Source organism: Enterobacter sp. 120016 (assembly GCF_018383635.1).
GTDB classification, from domain to species: Bacteria; Pseudomonadota; Gammaproteobacteria; order Enterobacterales; family Enterobacteriaceae; genus Enterobacter; species Enterobacter asburiae_D.
The window spans coordinates 84,004-98,398 of the sequence record NZ_JAHAWC010000008.1 but is presented as its reverse complement, the minus strand read 5'-3'; the positions used below and the strand labels follow the sequence as shown (position 1 = coordinate 98,398).

Sequence of the window (14,395 nt, the reverse complement as noted above, 5' to 3'; positions counted from 1 at the left end):
TCTCTTACAGTATGGCATTTGCGATGAAAGTAACCTCACAAGTTGAAGCGCAGCGTAAGATTCTTGAAGAAGCCGTCTCCACCGCGCTGATGCTTGCTTCAGAAAAATCAGATGGCGCCGAAGTGGCGGTCAGCAAAACCACCGGCATCAGCGTGAGTACCCGCTATGGTGAAGTGGAGAACGTAGAATTCAACAGCGATGGCGCGCTTGGGATCACGGTGTATCACCAGAATCGCAAAGGCAGCGCGTCATCCACCGATCTCAGCCCGGATGCCATTGCCCGTACGGTGCAGGCGGCGCTGGATATCGCCCGCTATACCTCCCCGGATCCTTACGCAGGCGTGGCGGATAAAGATCTGCTGGCGTTTGATGCGCCGGATCTCGATCTTTTCCACCCAGCGGAGGTGACCCCGGACGAAGCGATCGAACTGGCCGCGCGCGCCGAGCATGCTTCCCTGCAGGCTGATAAGCGCATCACCAATACCGAAGGCGGCAGCTTCAACAGCCATTACGGCATCAAAGTCTTCGGCAACAGCCACGGGATGCTGCAGGGCTACTGCTCCACCCGTCATTCGCTCTCCAGCTGCGTCATCGCCGAAGAGAACGGTGACATGGAGCGCGACTACGCCTACACCATTGGCCGCGCGCTGGGGGATTTACAGTCTCCAGAGTGGGTGGGTAAAGAGTGTGCCGAACGCACGCTGTCTCGCCTGTCGCCGCGTAAACTCTCCACCATGAAGGCCCCGGTCATTTTTGCTAACGAAGTGGCGACCGGTCTGTTTGGTCATCTGGTGGGCGCGATCGCGGGCGGCTCGGTTTACCGTAAATCTACCTTCCTGCTCGACTCGCTGGGCAAGCAAATCCTGCCTGAATGGCTGACCATCGAAGAGCATCCGCACCTGCTGAAAGGGCTGGCCTCCACGCCGTTCGACAGCGAAGGCGTACGCACAGAACGTCGCGATATCATCAAAGACGGTATTCTGACCCAGTGGCTGCTGACCAACTACTCCGCGCGCAAGCTGGGGCTGAAAAGCACCGGACACGCGGGCGGCATCCACAACTGGCGCATTGCCGGCCAGGGCCTGAACTTTGAGCAGATGCTGAAAGAGATGGGCACCGGCCTGGTCGTAACGGAACTGATGGGCCAGGGCGTAAGCGGCATCACCGGCGACTATTCTCGCGGCGCGGCGGGCTTCTGGGTAGAAAACGGCGAAATCCAGTATCCGGTAAGCGAGATTACGATTGCCGGCAACCTGAAGGACATGTGGCGCAATATCGTTACGGTCGGTAACGATATTGAAACACGTAGCAATATACAGTGTGGTTCTGTACTTCTGCCGGAAATGAAAATCGCCGGCCAGTAATACCCGTAAAGGCGTTTTAATAATAAAAAAGGAAGTGAGCAATGCGTAAACACCTGTTAGCGATCGTCGCGGCTTCAACGCTGGTTCTTGGATCTTCTGCGTTTGCTGCCGATCTTGAAGACGACATGGGCATCCTCGGTCAAAACCTGAAGGTGGTGCAGAAGACGGACAATGCGGCTGAAATGAAAGACGCGCTGACCAAAATGCGTGAAGCGGCGCTGGACGCGCAAAAAGCGACGCCTCCGAAGCTGGAAAGCAAAGCGGAAGACAGCGCAGAGATGAAAGACTATCGCCACGGCTTTGACGTGCTGGTCGGCCAGATCGACGGCGCGCTGAAGCTGGCTAATGAAGGCAAAGTGAAGGAAGCCCAGGCGGCGGCCGAGCAGTTTGCGACGACCCGCAACACGTATCACCAGAAATACCGTTAACCGATCGCGCATCTGACAAACAATCAGCGGGAGCCAGTGGCTCCCGTTTTTTTTACGCGGTAATAAGTAAACCCTATCGCCATCACATTTTTGCGTCATCACGCCTGAACGTTTTCGCTTCCCCGGCGCGCGTTTCGCCGCTGGAATACGTGATATTCATCACGCAAATACCGTTATTAATCCAGATTCACCGCATTTATGTGGCACAGATCACTGCCGCGGCTCGCCTTTCCACTTCGAAGTGGAAAACAACTCGCTACAAACAATTCCTCCCCAACGTTAGTTTTATTCCAGAGCCATTAACGGGGTAAGACCAGTGATTAACGGAGCGGTAATGAACGACGTTGGGGAACAGGCGGAGCAAACAGAACAGCTCGCGAACACCATGCTGCAGCAGGTTTATGCCCTGCTGGCCCGGAACAACATCATCCCCAATGCGGTACAGGAGCAGATGCTCACCTCCCACGTGCGCGCAATGGCGCACCGGTCCGTGACCGGCGAGCCGCTGCCGGAGGTTGAAGCAGAGCTGTTTGACGAAATTTCACCGGATTCAATGCGGCTCGCCCGTGAAGTGGTCGCGCAGTTTGGCAATCTTCCTGATGAAGAAGCCTGGCTGCTCTCCGTTCACTTTGAAGTCGCGAAAGACAACCTTTAAGGAGCAACACATGGAACAGATTACAGTCGTGATTGGCGATCGCCTGGGTAAAGGTCAGAAAGTGGCTGCCGGTGTGGAAAAAGCGGGTGGACGCGCGGTGGTTGTGCCGGGCATGGCGGCGGATATGAAGCTGGGCGACATGATGAAAGCGGAAAACGCCACCTTTGGCATCTCCTTCTGCGGCAGCGGCGGCGCGGGTGCCATCACGGCCCAAACCAAATATGGCTACAAAGCCAAATACGGCATGCGTTCCGTGGAAGAGGGCGTGACCGCCATCAACGAAGGCTGCAACGTGCTGGGCTTTGGCTTTATGGATAAAGAAGAGCTGGGCGAGCGTCTGGTACAGGCGTGGCAGAAGAAATACGGCGCATAAGCATGAAAGAACAGTTCACAACCACGGTGAGAGTGAAGGGGAAAGGCGACGCCAAAGCGCGCGCCTTTGCCGACGCGCTCAACCACGTTCAGGCCGCGGTGATGAAAGCCTCACCGCATATCTTACTGCGTATTGAGCCACAGGATGTGCAGGTCGTTCAGGCGCAAGAAGCGGTGCGTAAAGAAGCGTTTCTGTTCTTCTTTCTGCGCCGGGAAAGACGCACCTACAGCGTGGAGCTGGATGTGACCGTCAACGTGACCGCTATCAATCTTGACCAGGTGGATTTCGTCACGCAACGCTGATTATTCATAAAAGGGCAGACTGATGTTCTTAATTATATTAATAAAATCGCTCATCATTGGCGGCCTGGTTGGCGTCGGTGTCGGAGCCGGGGCTGCACGCATGTTTCATGCGCCTACCACTCAGGGTATGGGCGCGTTTCGTACGTTGGGGGAACTGAACTCCTGTGAAGGGGATCCGGCATCCCACTTCTCCTTTGGGTTAGGTTTCTTCTTTAACGCCTGGGCCTCTTCCGTGGCCGCAGGTGCCTTCACACAGGACGTTGACCACCGCATCATCCCGAACTGGGGTGCTGCTGCTCTGATGATCAAAAACCGTAACGTCGGCGAAACGCTGCACGATCCCCGCAAAATGGCGATTGCCTGCGGCGCGATCGGCATGATCGTCGTGACCTTCCTGAACCTGACCGCCTCCTCCGTTCCGGCTGCGCTTCAGGTCACCGCCGTCAAGGTGCTGGTGCCTGCGGCTAACCTGCTGGTGAACACCGTCATGCCGGTGATCTTCTGGCTAGCGGCCATAGACGCGGGTAAAAAATCGGGCTTCTGGGCCACCATCTTTGGCGGCGCGGCGCAGCTGATCATGGGCAACGCCGTACCGGGCCTGGTGCTGGGGATCCTGATCGGTAAAGGCGTGGAAGAGAGCGGCTGGAACCACGTCACCAAAGTGATGATGGCGGCGATCGTCCTGCTCTTCGTGCTGAGCGGCTTCTTCCGCGGCTTCGACATGAAGATGATCGAATCCTTCCATCTGACCGTGCCGAACTGGCTCGACATGATCCACAACTCGCTCAGCGGTAAATAACAGGAGCCTCTAAATGGAACAGAATAAAGGTTTTTGGTATGCCGACTGGTCGTTCCCGATCTTCGTTGGCCTGCTCTCCTCCGGCGTCTTCGCCGGGACGCACATGTACTACCTCTACGGCATCGGCGCGTTTAACGAAGTGGCCTTCGTGGCGATGCTGAAAGCGGGGATGGATACCGGCGTCTACGGCGCGGTGGCGGCGTTCGGCGCAAGCTTCCTGTTCGCCCGCATTATCGAAGGGTCGCTGGTCGGTATTCTCGATATCGGCGGCGCCATCCAGACCGGCGTGGGCCTCGGCGTTCCGGCGCTGCTGCTGGGCGCGGGCATCATGTTCCCGGTGACCAACTTCATTGCCGCGCTGATTACCGGCCTGGTGATTGGTCTGGCGATTGGCTACGTCATTATCCTGGCGCGTAAGTTCACCATCAACCAGAGCAACTCCACCTACGGTGCAGACGTGATGATGGGCGCGGGTAACGCCTCCGGCCGCTTCCTCGGGCCGTTGATTATCCTCAGCGCCATGACCGCCTCCATTCCTATCGGCGTCGGCTCCCTGCTGGGTGCACTGGTGTTCTACATCTGGCAGAAGCCGATCACCGGTGGCGCCATTCTCGGCGCAATGCTGTTGGGCTGGCTGTTCCCGGTCGCCCTTTAATATCTGCGGGCGCTCAGGCGCCCGCCTTATCAGGAGATCCTCATGTTTGATTTACTCCTGCGCCGCGCGCGCCTTGCCGACGATACCCTGACCGATATCGCCATCCAGGACGGGAAGATTGCGGCGCTGGGCGACATTGACGCTCCCGCCAGCAAAACGGTTGAGCTGAACGGCAACGTATTCGTTAGCGCAGGCTGGATTGACTCCCACGTCCACTGCTACCCGAACTCCCCGATTTACCACGACGAGCCGGACAGCGTCGGCATCGCCACCGGCGTGACCTCCGTGGTGGATGCGGGCAGCACCGGGGCCGACGACGTGGACGATTTCTATGAAATCACCCGTAAAGCGACAACCGACGTCTTTGCCCTGCTGAACATCTCCCGCGTGGGGCTGATTGCCCAGAACGAGCTGGCCAATATGGCCAACATCGACGCCGACGCGGTGAAGCAGGCGGTGAAACGTCACCCCGACTTTATCGTCGGCCTGAAAGCGCGCATGAGCAGCAGCGTGGTCGGTGAAAACGGCATTACGCCGCTGGAGCGCGCGAAAGCCATCCAGAAAGAGAACGGCGACCTGCCGCTGATGGTGCACATCGGCAACAACCCGCCGAACCTCGACGAAATTGCCGAACTGCTTAGCTCGGGCGACATCATCACCCACTGCTATAACGGCAAGCCCAACCGCATTCTGACGCCCTCCGGCGAGCTGCGCGCCTCCATCACGTCTGCGCTGAAGCGCGGCGTGCGTCTGGACGTCGGCCACGGCACGGCGAGCTTCAGCTTTGAGGTGGCGAAACGCGCCATCGCGATGGGCATTCTGCCGCACACCATCAGCTCGGATATCTACTGCCGCAACCGCATCAACGGCCCGGTGGGCTCGCTGGCAAGCGTGATGTCGAAGTTTCTCGCCATCGGCATGTCGCTGCCGCAGGTGATTGACTGCGTGACCGCGAACGCCGCCGACGGACTGCGCCTGGCGCGTAAGGGCCGCATTCAGCCGGGTCTCGACGCCGACCTGACGCTGTTTACGCTTAAGCGCCAGCCGACGGTGCTGACGGATGCCGAAAACGACAGCCTGCAGGCTGAACACATTCTGGTGCCGCTTGCCGCGATCCGCGCGGGCAAGGGCTACATGACCGAACAAGGGAGCACGGAACATGCCTTCGATTTATGAGAAGTACAACTTAAAGCAGGTTATCAACACCTCCGGCCGCATGACGGCGCTGGGCGTCTCCACGCCGCGCCCGGAAGTGGTGCAGGCGGCGATGGACGGCATGAATCACTATTTCGAGATGAAGGATCTGGTCAACAAAACCGGGGAATACATCGCGAAGCTGCTGGATGTGGAAGGCGCGACGGTGGTCTCCTGCGCGTCGGCGGGCATTGCCCAGTCCGTGGCGGCGGTGCTGGTGAAAGACAGCGACTGGCTGCTGGAAAACCTGCACGTGACCCCGATTGAGAACAACGAGATCGTCCTGCCAAAAGGCCACAACGTTAACTTCGGCGCGCCGGTGGGCACCATGGTGGCGCTGGGCGGCGGTAAGCTGGTGGAAGCGGGCTACGCCAACGAATGCTCCGCCGATCAGCTGGCGGCGGCGATCACCCCGCGCACGGCGGCGATCCTCTACATCAAATCTCACCACTGCGTGCAGAAAAGCATGCTCAGCGTTGAGCAGGCGGCGGTGGTCGCGCGCAAGCACGATCTCCCGCTGATCGTCGATGCGGCGGCGGAAGAAGATCTGCACGCGTACTACCGATCCGGTGCCGATCTGGTTATCTACAGCGGCGCGAAGGCGATTGAAGGGCCAACCAGCGGGCTGGTGATCGGCAAAACCCAGTACGTTGAGTGGGTGAAGCGTCAGACCGCGGGCATTGGCCGCGCGATGAAGGTGGGCAAAGAGGGCATTCTTGGCCTGACCTGCGCCATCGAACATTACCTGACGGCGACCAAAGAGAGCGGGGCCGAGATGGTGGCGAAGATGACGCCGTTTATCGAGGCGCTCAACACCCTGAACGGCGTCACCGCGCGCGTGGTCTGGGACAGCGCCGGTCGCGATATCGCGCGCACCGAGATTAAGTTCGACGAAGCCGCAACGGGCGTCGGCACGGGCGATCTGGTGGCGAAGCTCAAACAGGGTGAATACGCCATTTACTTCCGTGGCTACAAGGCCAACGAAGGGATTATCGAGGCGGACGTGCGCAGCGTGAACGCAGACCAGCTGAACATCGTGTACCGCCGCATTAGCGAAGTATTAGGACAGGAGAAAAAAGCATGAAACTGACCCCCAACTTTTACCGTGACCGCGTCTGCCTGAACGTGCTGGCAGGATCGAAAGCCAACGCCAGCGCCATTTACGAGGCGGCGGAAGGTCACGTGCTGGTGGGCGTGCTCTCCAAAAATTACCCGGACGTGGCGAGCGCCGTTGCCGATATGCGTGAATATGCCGCGCTGATTGATAACGCGCTCTCCGTCGGCCTCGGCGCGGGGGATCCAAACCAGTCGGCGATGGTGAGTGAAATCTCCCGTCAGGTGCAGCCGCAGCACGTCAACCAGGTCTTTACCGGCGTGGCCACCAGCCGTGCGCTGCTGGGGCAGAATGAGTCTGTGGTCAACGGCCTGGTCTCTCCGACCGGCACCGTCGGGATGGTCAAAATCTCCACCGGCCCGCTGAGCAGCACCGCCCCGGACGGCATCGTACCGGTTGAAACCGCGATTGCCCTGCTGAAGGATTTCGGCGGCAGCTCCATCAAATACTTCCCGATGGGCGGCCTGAAGTGCCGAGACGAGTACAAAGCGGTGGCGGAAGCCTGCGCCCGTCACGACTTCTGGCTGGAGCCGACCGGAGGTATCGATCTGGAAAACTATGAGGAGATCCTGCAGATCGCCCTCGACGCGGGCGTAAGCAAAATCATCCCGCATATCTATAGCTCGATAATCGACAAGGCCAGCGGCGATACGCGCCCGGAAGATGTGCGTACGCTGCTTGCGATGACGAAGACGCTGGTTAAGTAGAACCTGCCCCTCAACCTAACCCTCTCCCTTTGGGAGAGGGCCGGGGTGAGGGGAAACAAACCGCACACACCTGAAGGAGCCACCATGCACACCCGTACCCTGCTTGTTGCTTCACTCTCAATGTTCGCCACCACCGCCATCGCCCAGACGCAGTACGCCTGGGTGGGCACCTACAACCCCAACGGCGAAGGGCTGTACCGCTTTACCGTTGACCCGCAAAGCGGCGCGCTGGCGAATAAAACGCTGGTGAGCAAGCTGCCGAACGCCGCGCAGCTGGCCGTCTCACGCGACGGCAAAACGCTCTATCTGGCAAGCGAAGTGGAGCAGGGCGTGGTGCAGGCGCTGCACGTGGAGGATAACGGCGCGCTGAGCGAGCTGAATCAGGTGGCCTCCGGCGGTGCGGGGCCGGTGTATCTTTCCCTGACGCCGAACGGTCGCCATCTGCTGGTGGCGAACTACGTCAGCGGATCGATCGCAGTGCTGCCCGTCAACGCAGACGGCAGCCTGGGTGAGGCCACGGACACTCATCAGGATCAAGGCGAACCGGGCGCGGCGAAGCCGGAAGCGGCAGCGGAGGGCAGCTTTGCCATCAGCGATCATAACGGCCCCCACGCGCACATGATCGCCGCCGATCCGAGCGGGAATTACGTATTTTCCACCGATCTTGGGCTGGATCGCCTCTACCAGTACCGTTTTGACGATCGAACAGGGAAGCTGACGCCGAACGATCCGCCGTTTATCAGCGCCTCCTCAAAAGGCGCCGGGCCGCGCCACTTTGTCTTTACGCCAAAAGGCGATGCCCTGTGGCTGATTAACGAAGAGGCGTCTACGCTCACCCATTATACCGTGAGCGCCAACGGCACCTTAAAAGAGGGCAAAACGCTTTCAGCCCTGCCGGAAGGTTACAAAGGCACCAGCTTTGCTGCCGGGCTGGCATTAAGCGCCGACGGTAAACAGCTGTATGTGGCTAACCGTTTGCATAACAGCATCGGGCACTTTACCGTAACAGCGGAGGGCACGCTGACGCATCAGGACGACGTGTGGACGCGGGGAGACTATCCGCGCACCCTGACGCTTGATAAGCAGGGGCGCTGGCTGTACGTCATGAACCAGCGCAGCGACAACATCACCCGTTTCCGCGTCGGTCAGGACGGCAAGCTCAGCTTCGAACCGGACTACACACCGGTCGGCAGCCCATCCCAGATGGTCATTTCACCTTAAGCCGTAAGAGGACAAACCCGTGCGATTTCCGAACCAACGTTTAGCGCAACTGTTCGATCTGTTGCAAAACGAGACGCTGCCGCAGGACGAGCTGGCGCAGCGGCTGTCGGTCTCCACGCGAACCGTCCGTGCCGATATCACCGCCCTGAACGCGCTGCTGGCAGGCCACGGCGCGCAGTTTATATTGAGCCGGGGCAACGGCTATCAGCTTAAAATTGATGATGCCCAGCGCTACCAGCAGCTGCAGGCATCCCACCCGCGCGCGCTGCGTATTCCCCGGACCGGGCCGGAGCGCGTGCATTATCTGGTGGTGCGTTTTCTGACCTCGGCATTTTCTCTTAAGCTCGAGGATCTGGCGGACGAGTGGTTCGTCAGCCGCGCCACGCTGCAAAGCGACATGGCGGAAGTCCGCGAGTGGTTCCACCGCTATAACCTGACGCTGGAAACGCGTCCGCGCCACGGCATGAAGCTGTTTGGCAGCGAGATGTCGACCCGCGCCTGCCTGACCGACCTGCTCTGGGAGCTGGCGCAGCAGGACAGCCTAAACCCGCTGGTGACCGACGTGGCGCTGAATGCGGGCGTGGCGGAGCAGATGGTGCCCGTGCTGCACGAGGCGCTGACGCGTCATCACATCCGTCTGACCGATGAAGGCGAGCTGTTCCTGCGCCTGTACTGCGCGGTGTCGGTGCGGCGCATCAGCGAGGGCTATCCGCTGCCGGAATTCCACGCCGAAGACGTGGAAGAGAACGTGCGCGAGGCGGCGAAGGATATCGCCGTCACTATCCAGCAGCTGGCGGGCAAAGCGCTTTCACCTTCGGAGGAGAGCTGGCTCTGCGTGCACATTGCGGCGCGGCAGATCCAGGAGATTGCCCCGAGCGCCATTAACGCTGATGACGACGAAGCGCTGGTCAACTACATCCTGCGCTACATCAACACCCACTATAACTACAATCTGCTCAGCGACGAGCAGCTGCACGCGGACCTGCTCACGCACATCAAAACCATGATCACCCGCGTGCGGTATCAAATCATGATCCCCAATCCGCTGCTGGATAACATCAAGCAGCACTACCCGATGGCGTGGGATATGACCCTCGCGGCAGTATCGAGCTGGGGCAAATACACGCCGTATGTGATCAGCGAAAACGAGATTGGCTTCCTGGTGCTGCATATCGGCGTCGGGCTGGAGCGCCACTACAACATTGGCTACCAGCGCCAGCCGCGCGTGCTGCTGGTGTGCGACGCCGGTAATGCCATGGTCCGCATGATTGAGGCCGTGCTGCAGCGTAAATACCCGCAAATTGAGGTCACGCGCACGCTCACCCTGCGCGAGTACGAGCTGGCGGAAACGATTGGCGAAGACTTTGTGATCGCCACCGCCCGCGTCAGCGAAAAGTCCAAACCGGTGGTGACGATCGCCCCGTTCCCGACCGACTATCAGTTAGAGCAGATCGGCAAGCTGGTGCTGGTGGACCGTACCCGCCCGTGGATGCTGGATAAATACTTCGACGCGGCCCATTTCCGTATTATCGACAAGCCCGTTGACCAGCAAACGCTGTTCCGGGAACTGTGCGCGCAGCTTGAAGGCGAGGGGTTTGTCGGCGCGGAGTTCCTGGATTCCGTCGTCGAGCGTGAAGCCATCGTCAGCACCATGCTCGGCGACGGTATTGCGCTCCCGCACTCCCTCGGCCTGCTGGCGCAGAAAACGGTAGTCTATACCGTGCTCGCCCCGCACGGCGTCCAGTGGGGTGACGAAACCGCGCACGTCATCTTCCTGCTCGCCATCAGCAAAAGCGAATACGAAGAGGCGATGGCGATTTACGATATCTTCGTCACCTTCCTGCGTGAACGGGCGATGTCGCGGCTCTGTAGCTGCGGAGATTTTGCCGAGTTTAAGGCGGTGGCGATGGAGAGTTTGAGCCGGTTTTGAGAGGCGTTATCCAGAATTCGATGTAATGCGAATGTAATGCTAAACTGCATTACACATTCGATTTTACCGGAGGCATAATGGCCACGCTGAACGTCCGTCTGGATGACAAACTCAAAAACGAGGCTTATGCCGTGCTGGAAAAACTTAATATCACCCCAACGGAAGCCGTGCGATTACTGTTTCAGTACGTCGCGGAGACGGGACGCATGCCCGTGAAAACGGTCACCATTAGCGACAGTGAAGATGAACTGATACAGGCAGTCCGGGATCGGCTGGCTAATCCGCAAAAGGGAATTAAGGTTAGCCTGGATGACTTATGAACTGGCATTTGATCCGAGGGCGTTAAAGGAGTGGAGCAAGCTGGGGGAGACTGTAAAAGACCAGTTTAAGAAGAAACTTGCGGAGGTGTTGGTGAACCCCAGGGTCGAATCGACCCGCCTGCATGGTCTACCGGATTGCTACAAAATAAAACTCCGATCCCAGGGTTATCGTTTGGTCTATCAGGTTCAGGACAACGTTGTAACGGTATTTGTTATCGCTATCGGTAAGAGAGAGAAAGCAGCCGTTTATCATGATGCAAACAAACGGCTCTAACGATCACCGCAGATGATGCACAACCTGGTTGCTGCTGCCGCGCCAAATCAGCGCCGGGTCTTTTAATTCCTGCACGAATTTGCCGTCGACCAGGACGTTAATCAGATCCACTACTTCCATTTGCTGCGCGTTCAGCTCTTCCAGCCTGTAGCCCGTCCAGACCCAGATATCTTTTCCCGTACATTCTGCCCGAATGCGTTTTACCAGCTTCAGGATATCCGGCACGTTTTGCGGGTGCAGGGGGTCGCCACCGGAAAGTGAGATCCCCTGACGGTGAATGCGCGTGTCGTTCAGGTCGTTGACGATCTTGTCTTCCATCTCAGCGGTAAACGGCATGCCGGAGTTCAGACGCCAGGTGCTTTTGTTGTAGCAGCCGGGGCATTCGTGGACGCAGCCTGAGACGAACAGGGTGCAGCGGGTGCCGGGGCCGTTGACGATGTCGACGGGGTAGTATTGATGGTATCGCATAGAAAATGTCCAGAGAATGTGTGCGCGCTGATGCCCTCACCCCGGCCCTCTCCCACAGGGAGAGGGGGAAGAGTTCCCTCTCCCTTGAGGGAGAGGGGTAGGGTGAGGGGGAGAACCCTGCGCAGAACTTACCCGATCTGCCCATTCCCCAAATGCTTCACGCGGCGCTTCACCTCTTCCTGCTTGCCGGCGTTAAACGGGCGCGCGTCCGGGCTGCCGAGATAGCCGCACACGCGACGGGTCACGGAGACGCGGGCCGCGTCGTGGTTGCCGCATTTAGGGCAGGTGAAGCCTTTGCTCGTACATTCGAACTCACCGGTAAAGCCGCACTCGTAGCACTCGTCGATTGGCGTGTTGGTCCCGTAATACGGCACGTGCTGATAGCTGTAATCCCACACGTCTTCCAGCGCCTTCAGGTTGTGCTGAATGTTCGGGTACTCGCCGTAGCAGATGAACCCGCCGCTGGCGATCGGTGGATAGGCCGCTTCGAAGTCGATCTTGTCGTACGGGTTCACCTTTTTCTCCACGTCGAGGTGGAAGCTGTTGGTGTAATACCCTTTGTCGGTCACGCCTTCCACAATCCCGAACTCGGCGGTGTCCAGACGGCAGAAGCGGTCGCACAGGTTTTCGCTCGGCGTGCTGTAGAGGCTAAACCCGTAGCCGGTTTCCTCTTTCCACTGGTCAACCGCGTCGCGCAGGCGCTGAACGATGGCGATGCCTTTTTCGCGCAGGGCCTCGCTGTCGTACATATGCGTATCGCCCGCCAGGGCGTTGATGGTCTCGTGAATACCGATATAGCCCAGCGAAATGGACGCGCGACCGTTTTTGAAGATCTCCGACACGTCATCGTCCGCCTTCAGGCGCACGCCGCAGGCCCCTTCCATATAGAGGATCGGCGCCACGCGGGCCTTGACTCCTTCAAGGCGCGCAATACGGGTCATCAGCGCCTTACGCGCCAGCTGCAGACGCTCGTCCAGCAGCGTCCAGAATTCAGCTTCATTCCCTTTCGCCTCCAGCGCGATGCGCGGCAGGTTCAGGCTGATGACGCCCAGGTTGTTGCGCCCGTCGTGGATCTGCTCGCCGTTTTCATCTTCGTACACGCCGAGGAAGCTGCGGCAGCCCATAGGCGTTTTAAACGAACCGGTCACTTTGACGACCTGATCGTAGTTAAGGATGTCCGGATACATGCGCTTGCTCGCGCACTCCAGCGCCAGCTGTTTGATGTCGTAGTTCGGATCGCCAAACTTGTGGTTCAGGCCGTCGCGGATGGCGAACACCAGTTTCGGGAATACCGCCGTTTTGCGGTTCTTGCCGAGGCCGGAAATGCGGTTGCGCAGGATGGACTGCTGGATCAGGCGCGATTCCCAGCTGGTGCCCAGACCAAAACCGAAGGTCACAAACGGCGTCTGGCCGTTGGCGGTGTGCAGCGTGTTTACTTCATATTCCAGCGACTGGAAGGCGTCGTAGCACTCTTTCTCGGTGCGGGAGTGCGCGTAGCCGTCAGCGTCCGGGATCTGCCACTCTTCGGCCGTTTTACGATGCTTATTGAAGCTTGCCGTCACGAACGGGGCCAGCACTTCATCAATGCGATTAATGGTGGTGCCGCCATAAATGTGGCTGGCGACCTGGGCGATAATCTGCGCGGTGACGGCGGTGGCCGTGGAGATCGACTTAGGCGGTTCAATCTCGGCGTTACCCATTTTAAAACCGTGGGTCAGCATGCCCTTCAGGTCGATCAGCATGCAGTTGAACATCGGGAAGAACGGCGAATAGTCGAGATCGTGGTAGTGGATCTCGCCGCGCTCGTGCGCAGACACCACGTCGCGCGGCAGAAGGTGCTGACGGGCATAGTGTTTGGCGACGATACCGGCCAGCAGGTCGCGCTGGGTCGGGATCACTTTACTGTCTTTGTTGGCGTTTTCATTGAGCAGGGCGGAGTTGGTCTGCTCCACCAGGCCACGGATCTCCTGGTTCAGACGACCGCGCTTCTCACGCTGCACGTCACGATCGTGACGGTACTCAATGTAGGCGCGCGCCAGCTGCTTGTAAGGACCCGCCATCAGCTGGTTCTCAACCGCGGTCTGGATCTCATTGATATCGACCTGGCTGCGTTCGTTCATCTGGCTGCTAACGACTTCTGCGACGGTGGCGCAGTAATCTGCGTCATCGACTCCCGCTGCTTTAGCTGCACGCAGAATGGCTTCCTGGATGCGCTCTGATTTAAACGGCACTTTACAGCCATCACGTTTCATCACATGCGGTGTCATGATCACTCCATTTTTTGAAAACAGGTTATCCACAAAGGTGGAGAAGTATTCACCGGGCGTATTCCCCGCCGGGCCAAAGACTTCCCGCGTTCCCAGCTCGTGTTATCCACAATTCCGGCCAGCGTAAGCGCCGTCTTGTTGTTGGAATAGTAGACGATAAATACAAGATGTTGGGTCGGCGTGCATTTTAAGTGCTACATATAGTGATTTGCATCAAACATGTTTGCGATTTATTTGATGCAGAACAAAGTAAAAAGACGAGAGTACAAACGGCGGGCGCTTCAGCGATTGTAAAGGCGTGCGAGAAAAATCTGATTAATTATT

The 14,395-nt window shown here is 58.6% G+C and carries 16 protein-coding genes; 14 read left to right on the top strand and 2 right to left on the bottom strand.

Annotation, left to right across the window (positions count from 1 at the left end; all coding sequences use genetic code 11):
* Positions 1-11: 11 nt before the first annotated feature.
* The 14 genes from pmbA (at position 12) to KIF87_RS13490 (ending at position 11,336) form a co-directional block, all read left to right on the top strand.
* On the top strand, positions 12-1,364 hold the full coding sequence (gene pmbA / locus KIF87_RS13555) for a metalloprotease PmbA (protein WP_213329009.1): 1,353 nt from the start codon (positions 12-14) through the stop codon (positions 1,362-1,364).
* Between the two features lie 41 nt (positions 1,365-1,405).
* Positions 1,406-1,792: a cytochrome b562 gene (cybC, locus tag KIF87_RS13550; protein WP_213329008.1), complete on the top strand. Its 387-nt coding sequence runs from the start codon at positions 1,406-1,408 to the stop codon at positions 1,790-1,792.
* 316 nt (positions 1,793-2,108) lie between these two features.
* Entirely contained in the window at positions 2,109-2,447 is a 339-nt protein-coding gene (locus KIF87_RS13545) for a glycine dehydrogenase (RefSeq protein ID WP_025911967.1), read from the top strand.
* Positions 2,448-2,457: 10 nt separating this feature from the next.
* Positions 2,458-2,820, top strand: coding sequence for an SFCGS family glycine-rich protein (locus KIF87_RS13540; protein ID WP_010427372.1), 363 nt, complete (start codon positions 2,458-2,460; stop codon positions 2,818-2,820).
* A 2-nt stretch (positions 2,821-2,822) separates the two neighbouring features.
* Positions 2,823-3,122 carry a DUF4312 family protein gene (locus KIF87_RS13535; RefSeq protein WP_006810338.1) on the top strand — a complete coding sequence of 100 codons (300 nt, stop codon included), beginning with the start codon at positions 2,823-2,825 and terminating at the stop codon, positions 3,120-3,122.
* A gap of 22 nt (positions 3,123-3,144) precedes the next feature.
* A complete protein-coding gene (locus tag KIF87_RS13530) occupies positions 3,145-3,921 on the top strand; it encodes a DUF4311 domain-containing protein (protein ID WP_063144056.1) in 777 nt (258 codons plus the stop codon).
* Positions 3,922-3,934: 13 nt separating this feature from the next.
* Complete coding sequence (locus KIF87_RS13525; protein ID WP_010427370.1) at positions 3,935-4,576, top strand: DUF4310 family protein; 642 nt, start codon at positions 3,935-3,937, stop codon at positions 4,574-4,576.
* A gap of 42 nt (positions 4,577-4,618) precedes the next feature.
* Positions 4,619-5,752 (top strand): amidohydrolase/deacetylase family metallohydrolase, encoded by a 1,134-nt coding sequence (locus KIF87_RS13520; protein ID WP_213329007.1) that lies wholly within the window; start codon positions 4,619-4,621, stop codon positions 5,750-5,752.
* On the top strand, positions 5,736-6,854 hold the full coding sequence (locus KIF87_RS13515) for a DgaE family pyridoxal phosphate-dependent ammonia lyase (RefSeq protein ID WP_213329006.1): 1,119 nt from the start codon (positions 5,736-5,738) through the stop codon (positions 6,852-6,854). The genes KIF87_RS13520 and KIF87_RS13515 overlap by 17 nt, the downstream gene beginning before the upstream one ends.
* Complete coding sequence (gene dagF / locus KIF87_RS13510; protein ID WP_213329005.1) at positions 6,851-7,591, top strand: 2-dehydro-3-deoxy-phosphogluconate aldolase; 741 nt, start codon at positions 6,851-6,853, stop codon at positions 7,589-7,591. Before KIF87_RS13515 ends, dagF begins: the two co-directional genes overlap by 4 nt.
* Before the next feature lie 84 nt (positions 7,592-7,675).
* On the top strand, positions 7,676-8,812 hold the full coding sequence (locus KIF87_RS13505) for a lactonase family protein (RefSeq protein WP_213329004.1): 1,137 nt from the start codon (positions 7,676-7,678) through the stop codon (positions 8,810-8,812).
* Between the two features lie 19 nt (positions 8,813-8,831).
* Positions 8,832-10,742 carry a BglG family transcription antiterminator gene (locus KIF87_RS13500; protein WP_213329003.1) on the top strand — a complete coding sequence of 637 codons (1,911 nt, stop codon included), beginning with the start codon at positions 8,832-8,834 and terminating at the stop codon, positions 10,740-10,742.
* Between the two features lie 77 nt (positions 10,743-10,819).
* Positions 10,820-11,062: a type II toxin-antitoxin system RelB/DinJ family antitoxin gene (locus tag KIF87_RS13495; RefSeq protein ID WP_063144050.1), complete on the top strand. Its 243-nt coding sequence runs from the start codon at positions 10,820-10,822 to the stop codon at positions 11,060-11,062.
* Entirely contained in the window at positions 11,052-11,336 is a 285-nt protein-coding gene (locus KIF87_RS13490; RefSeq protein WP_213329002.1) for a type II toxin-antitoxin system RelE family toxin, read from the top strand. The genes KIF87_RS13495 and KIF87_RS13490 overlap by 11 nt, the downstream gene beginning before the upstream one ends.
* Positions 11,337-11,339: 3 nt before the next feature.
* Here KIF87_RS13490 and nrdG read toward each other — a convergent pair whose 3' ends face one another.
* Entirely contained in the window at positions 11,340-11,804 is a 465-nt protein-coding gene (gene nrdG, locus KIF87_RS13485; RefSeq protein WP_213329001.1) for an anaerobic ribonucleoside-triphosphate reductase-activating protein, read from the bottom strand.
* A 128-nt stretch (positions 11,805-11,932) separates the two neighbouring features.
* A complete protein-coding gene (nrdD, locus tag KIF87_RS13480; protein WP_023310191.1) occupies positions 11,933-14,071 on the bottom strand; it encodes an anaerobic ribonucleoside-triphosphate reductase in 2,139 nt (712 codons plus the stop codon).
* Positions 14,072-14,395 lie beyond the last annotated feature (324 nt).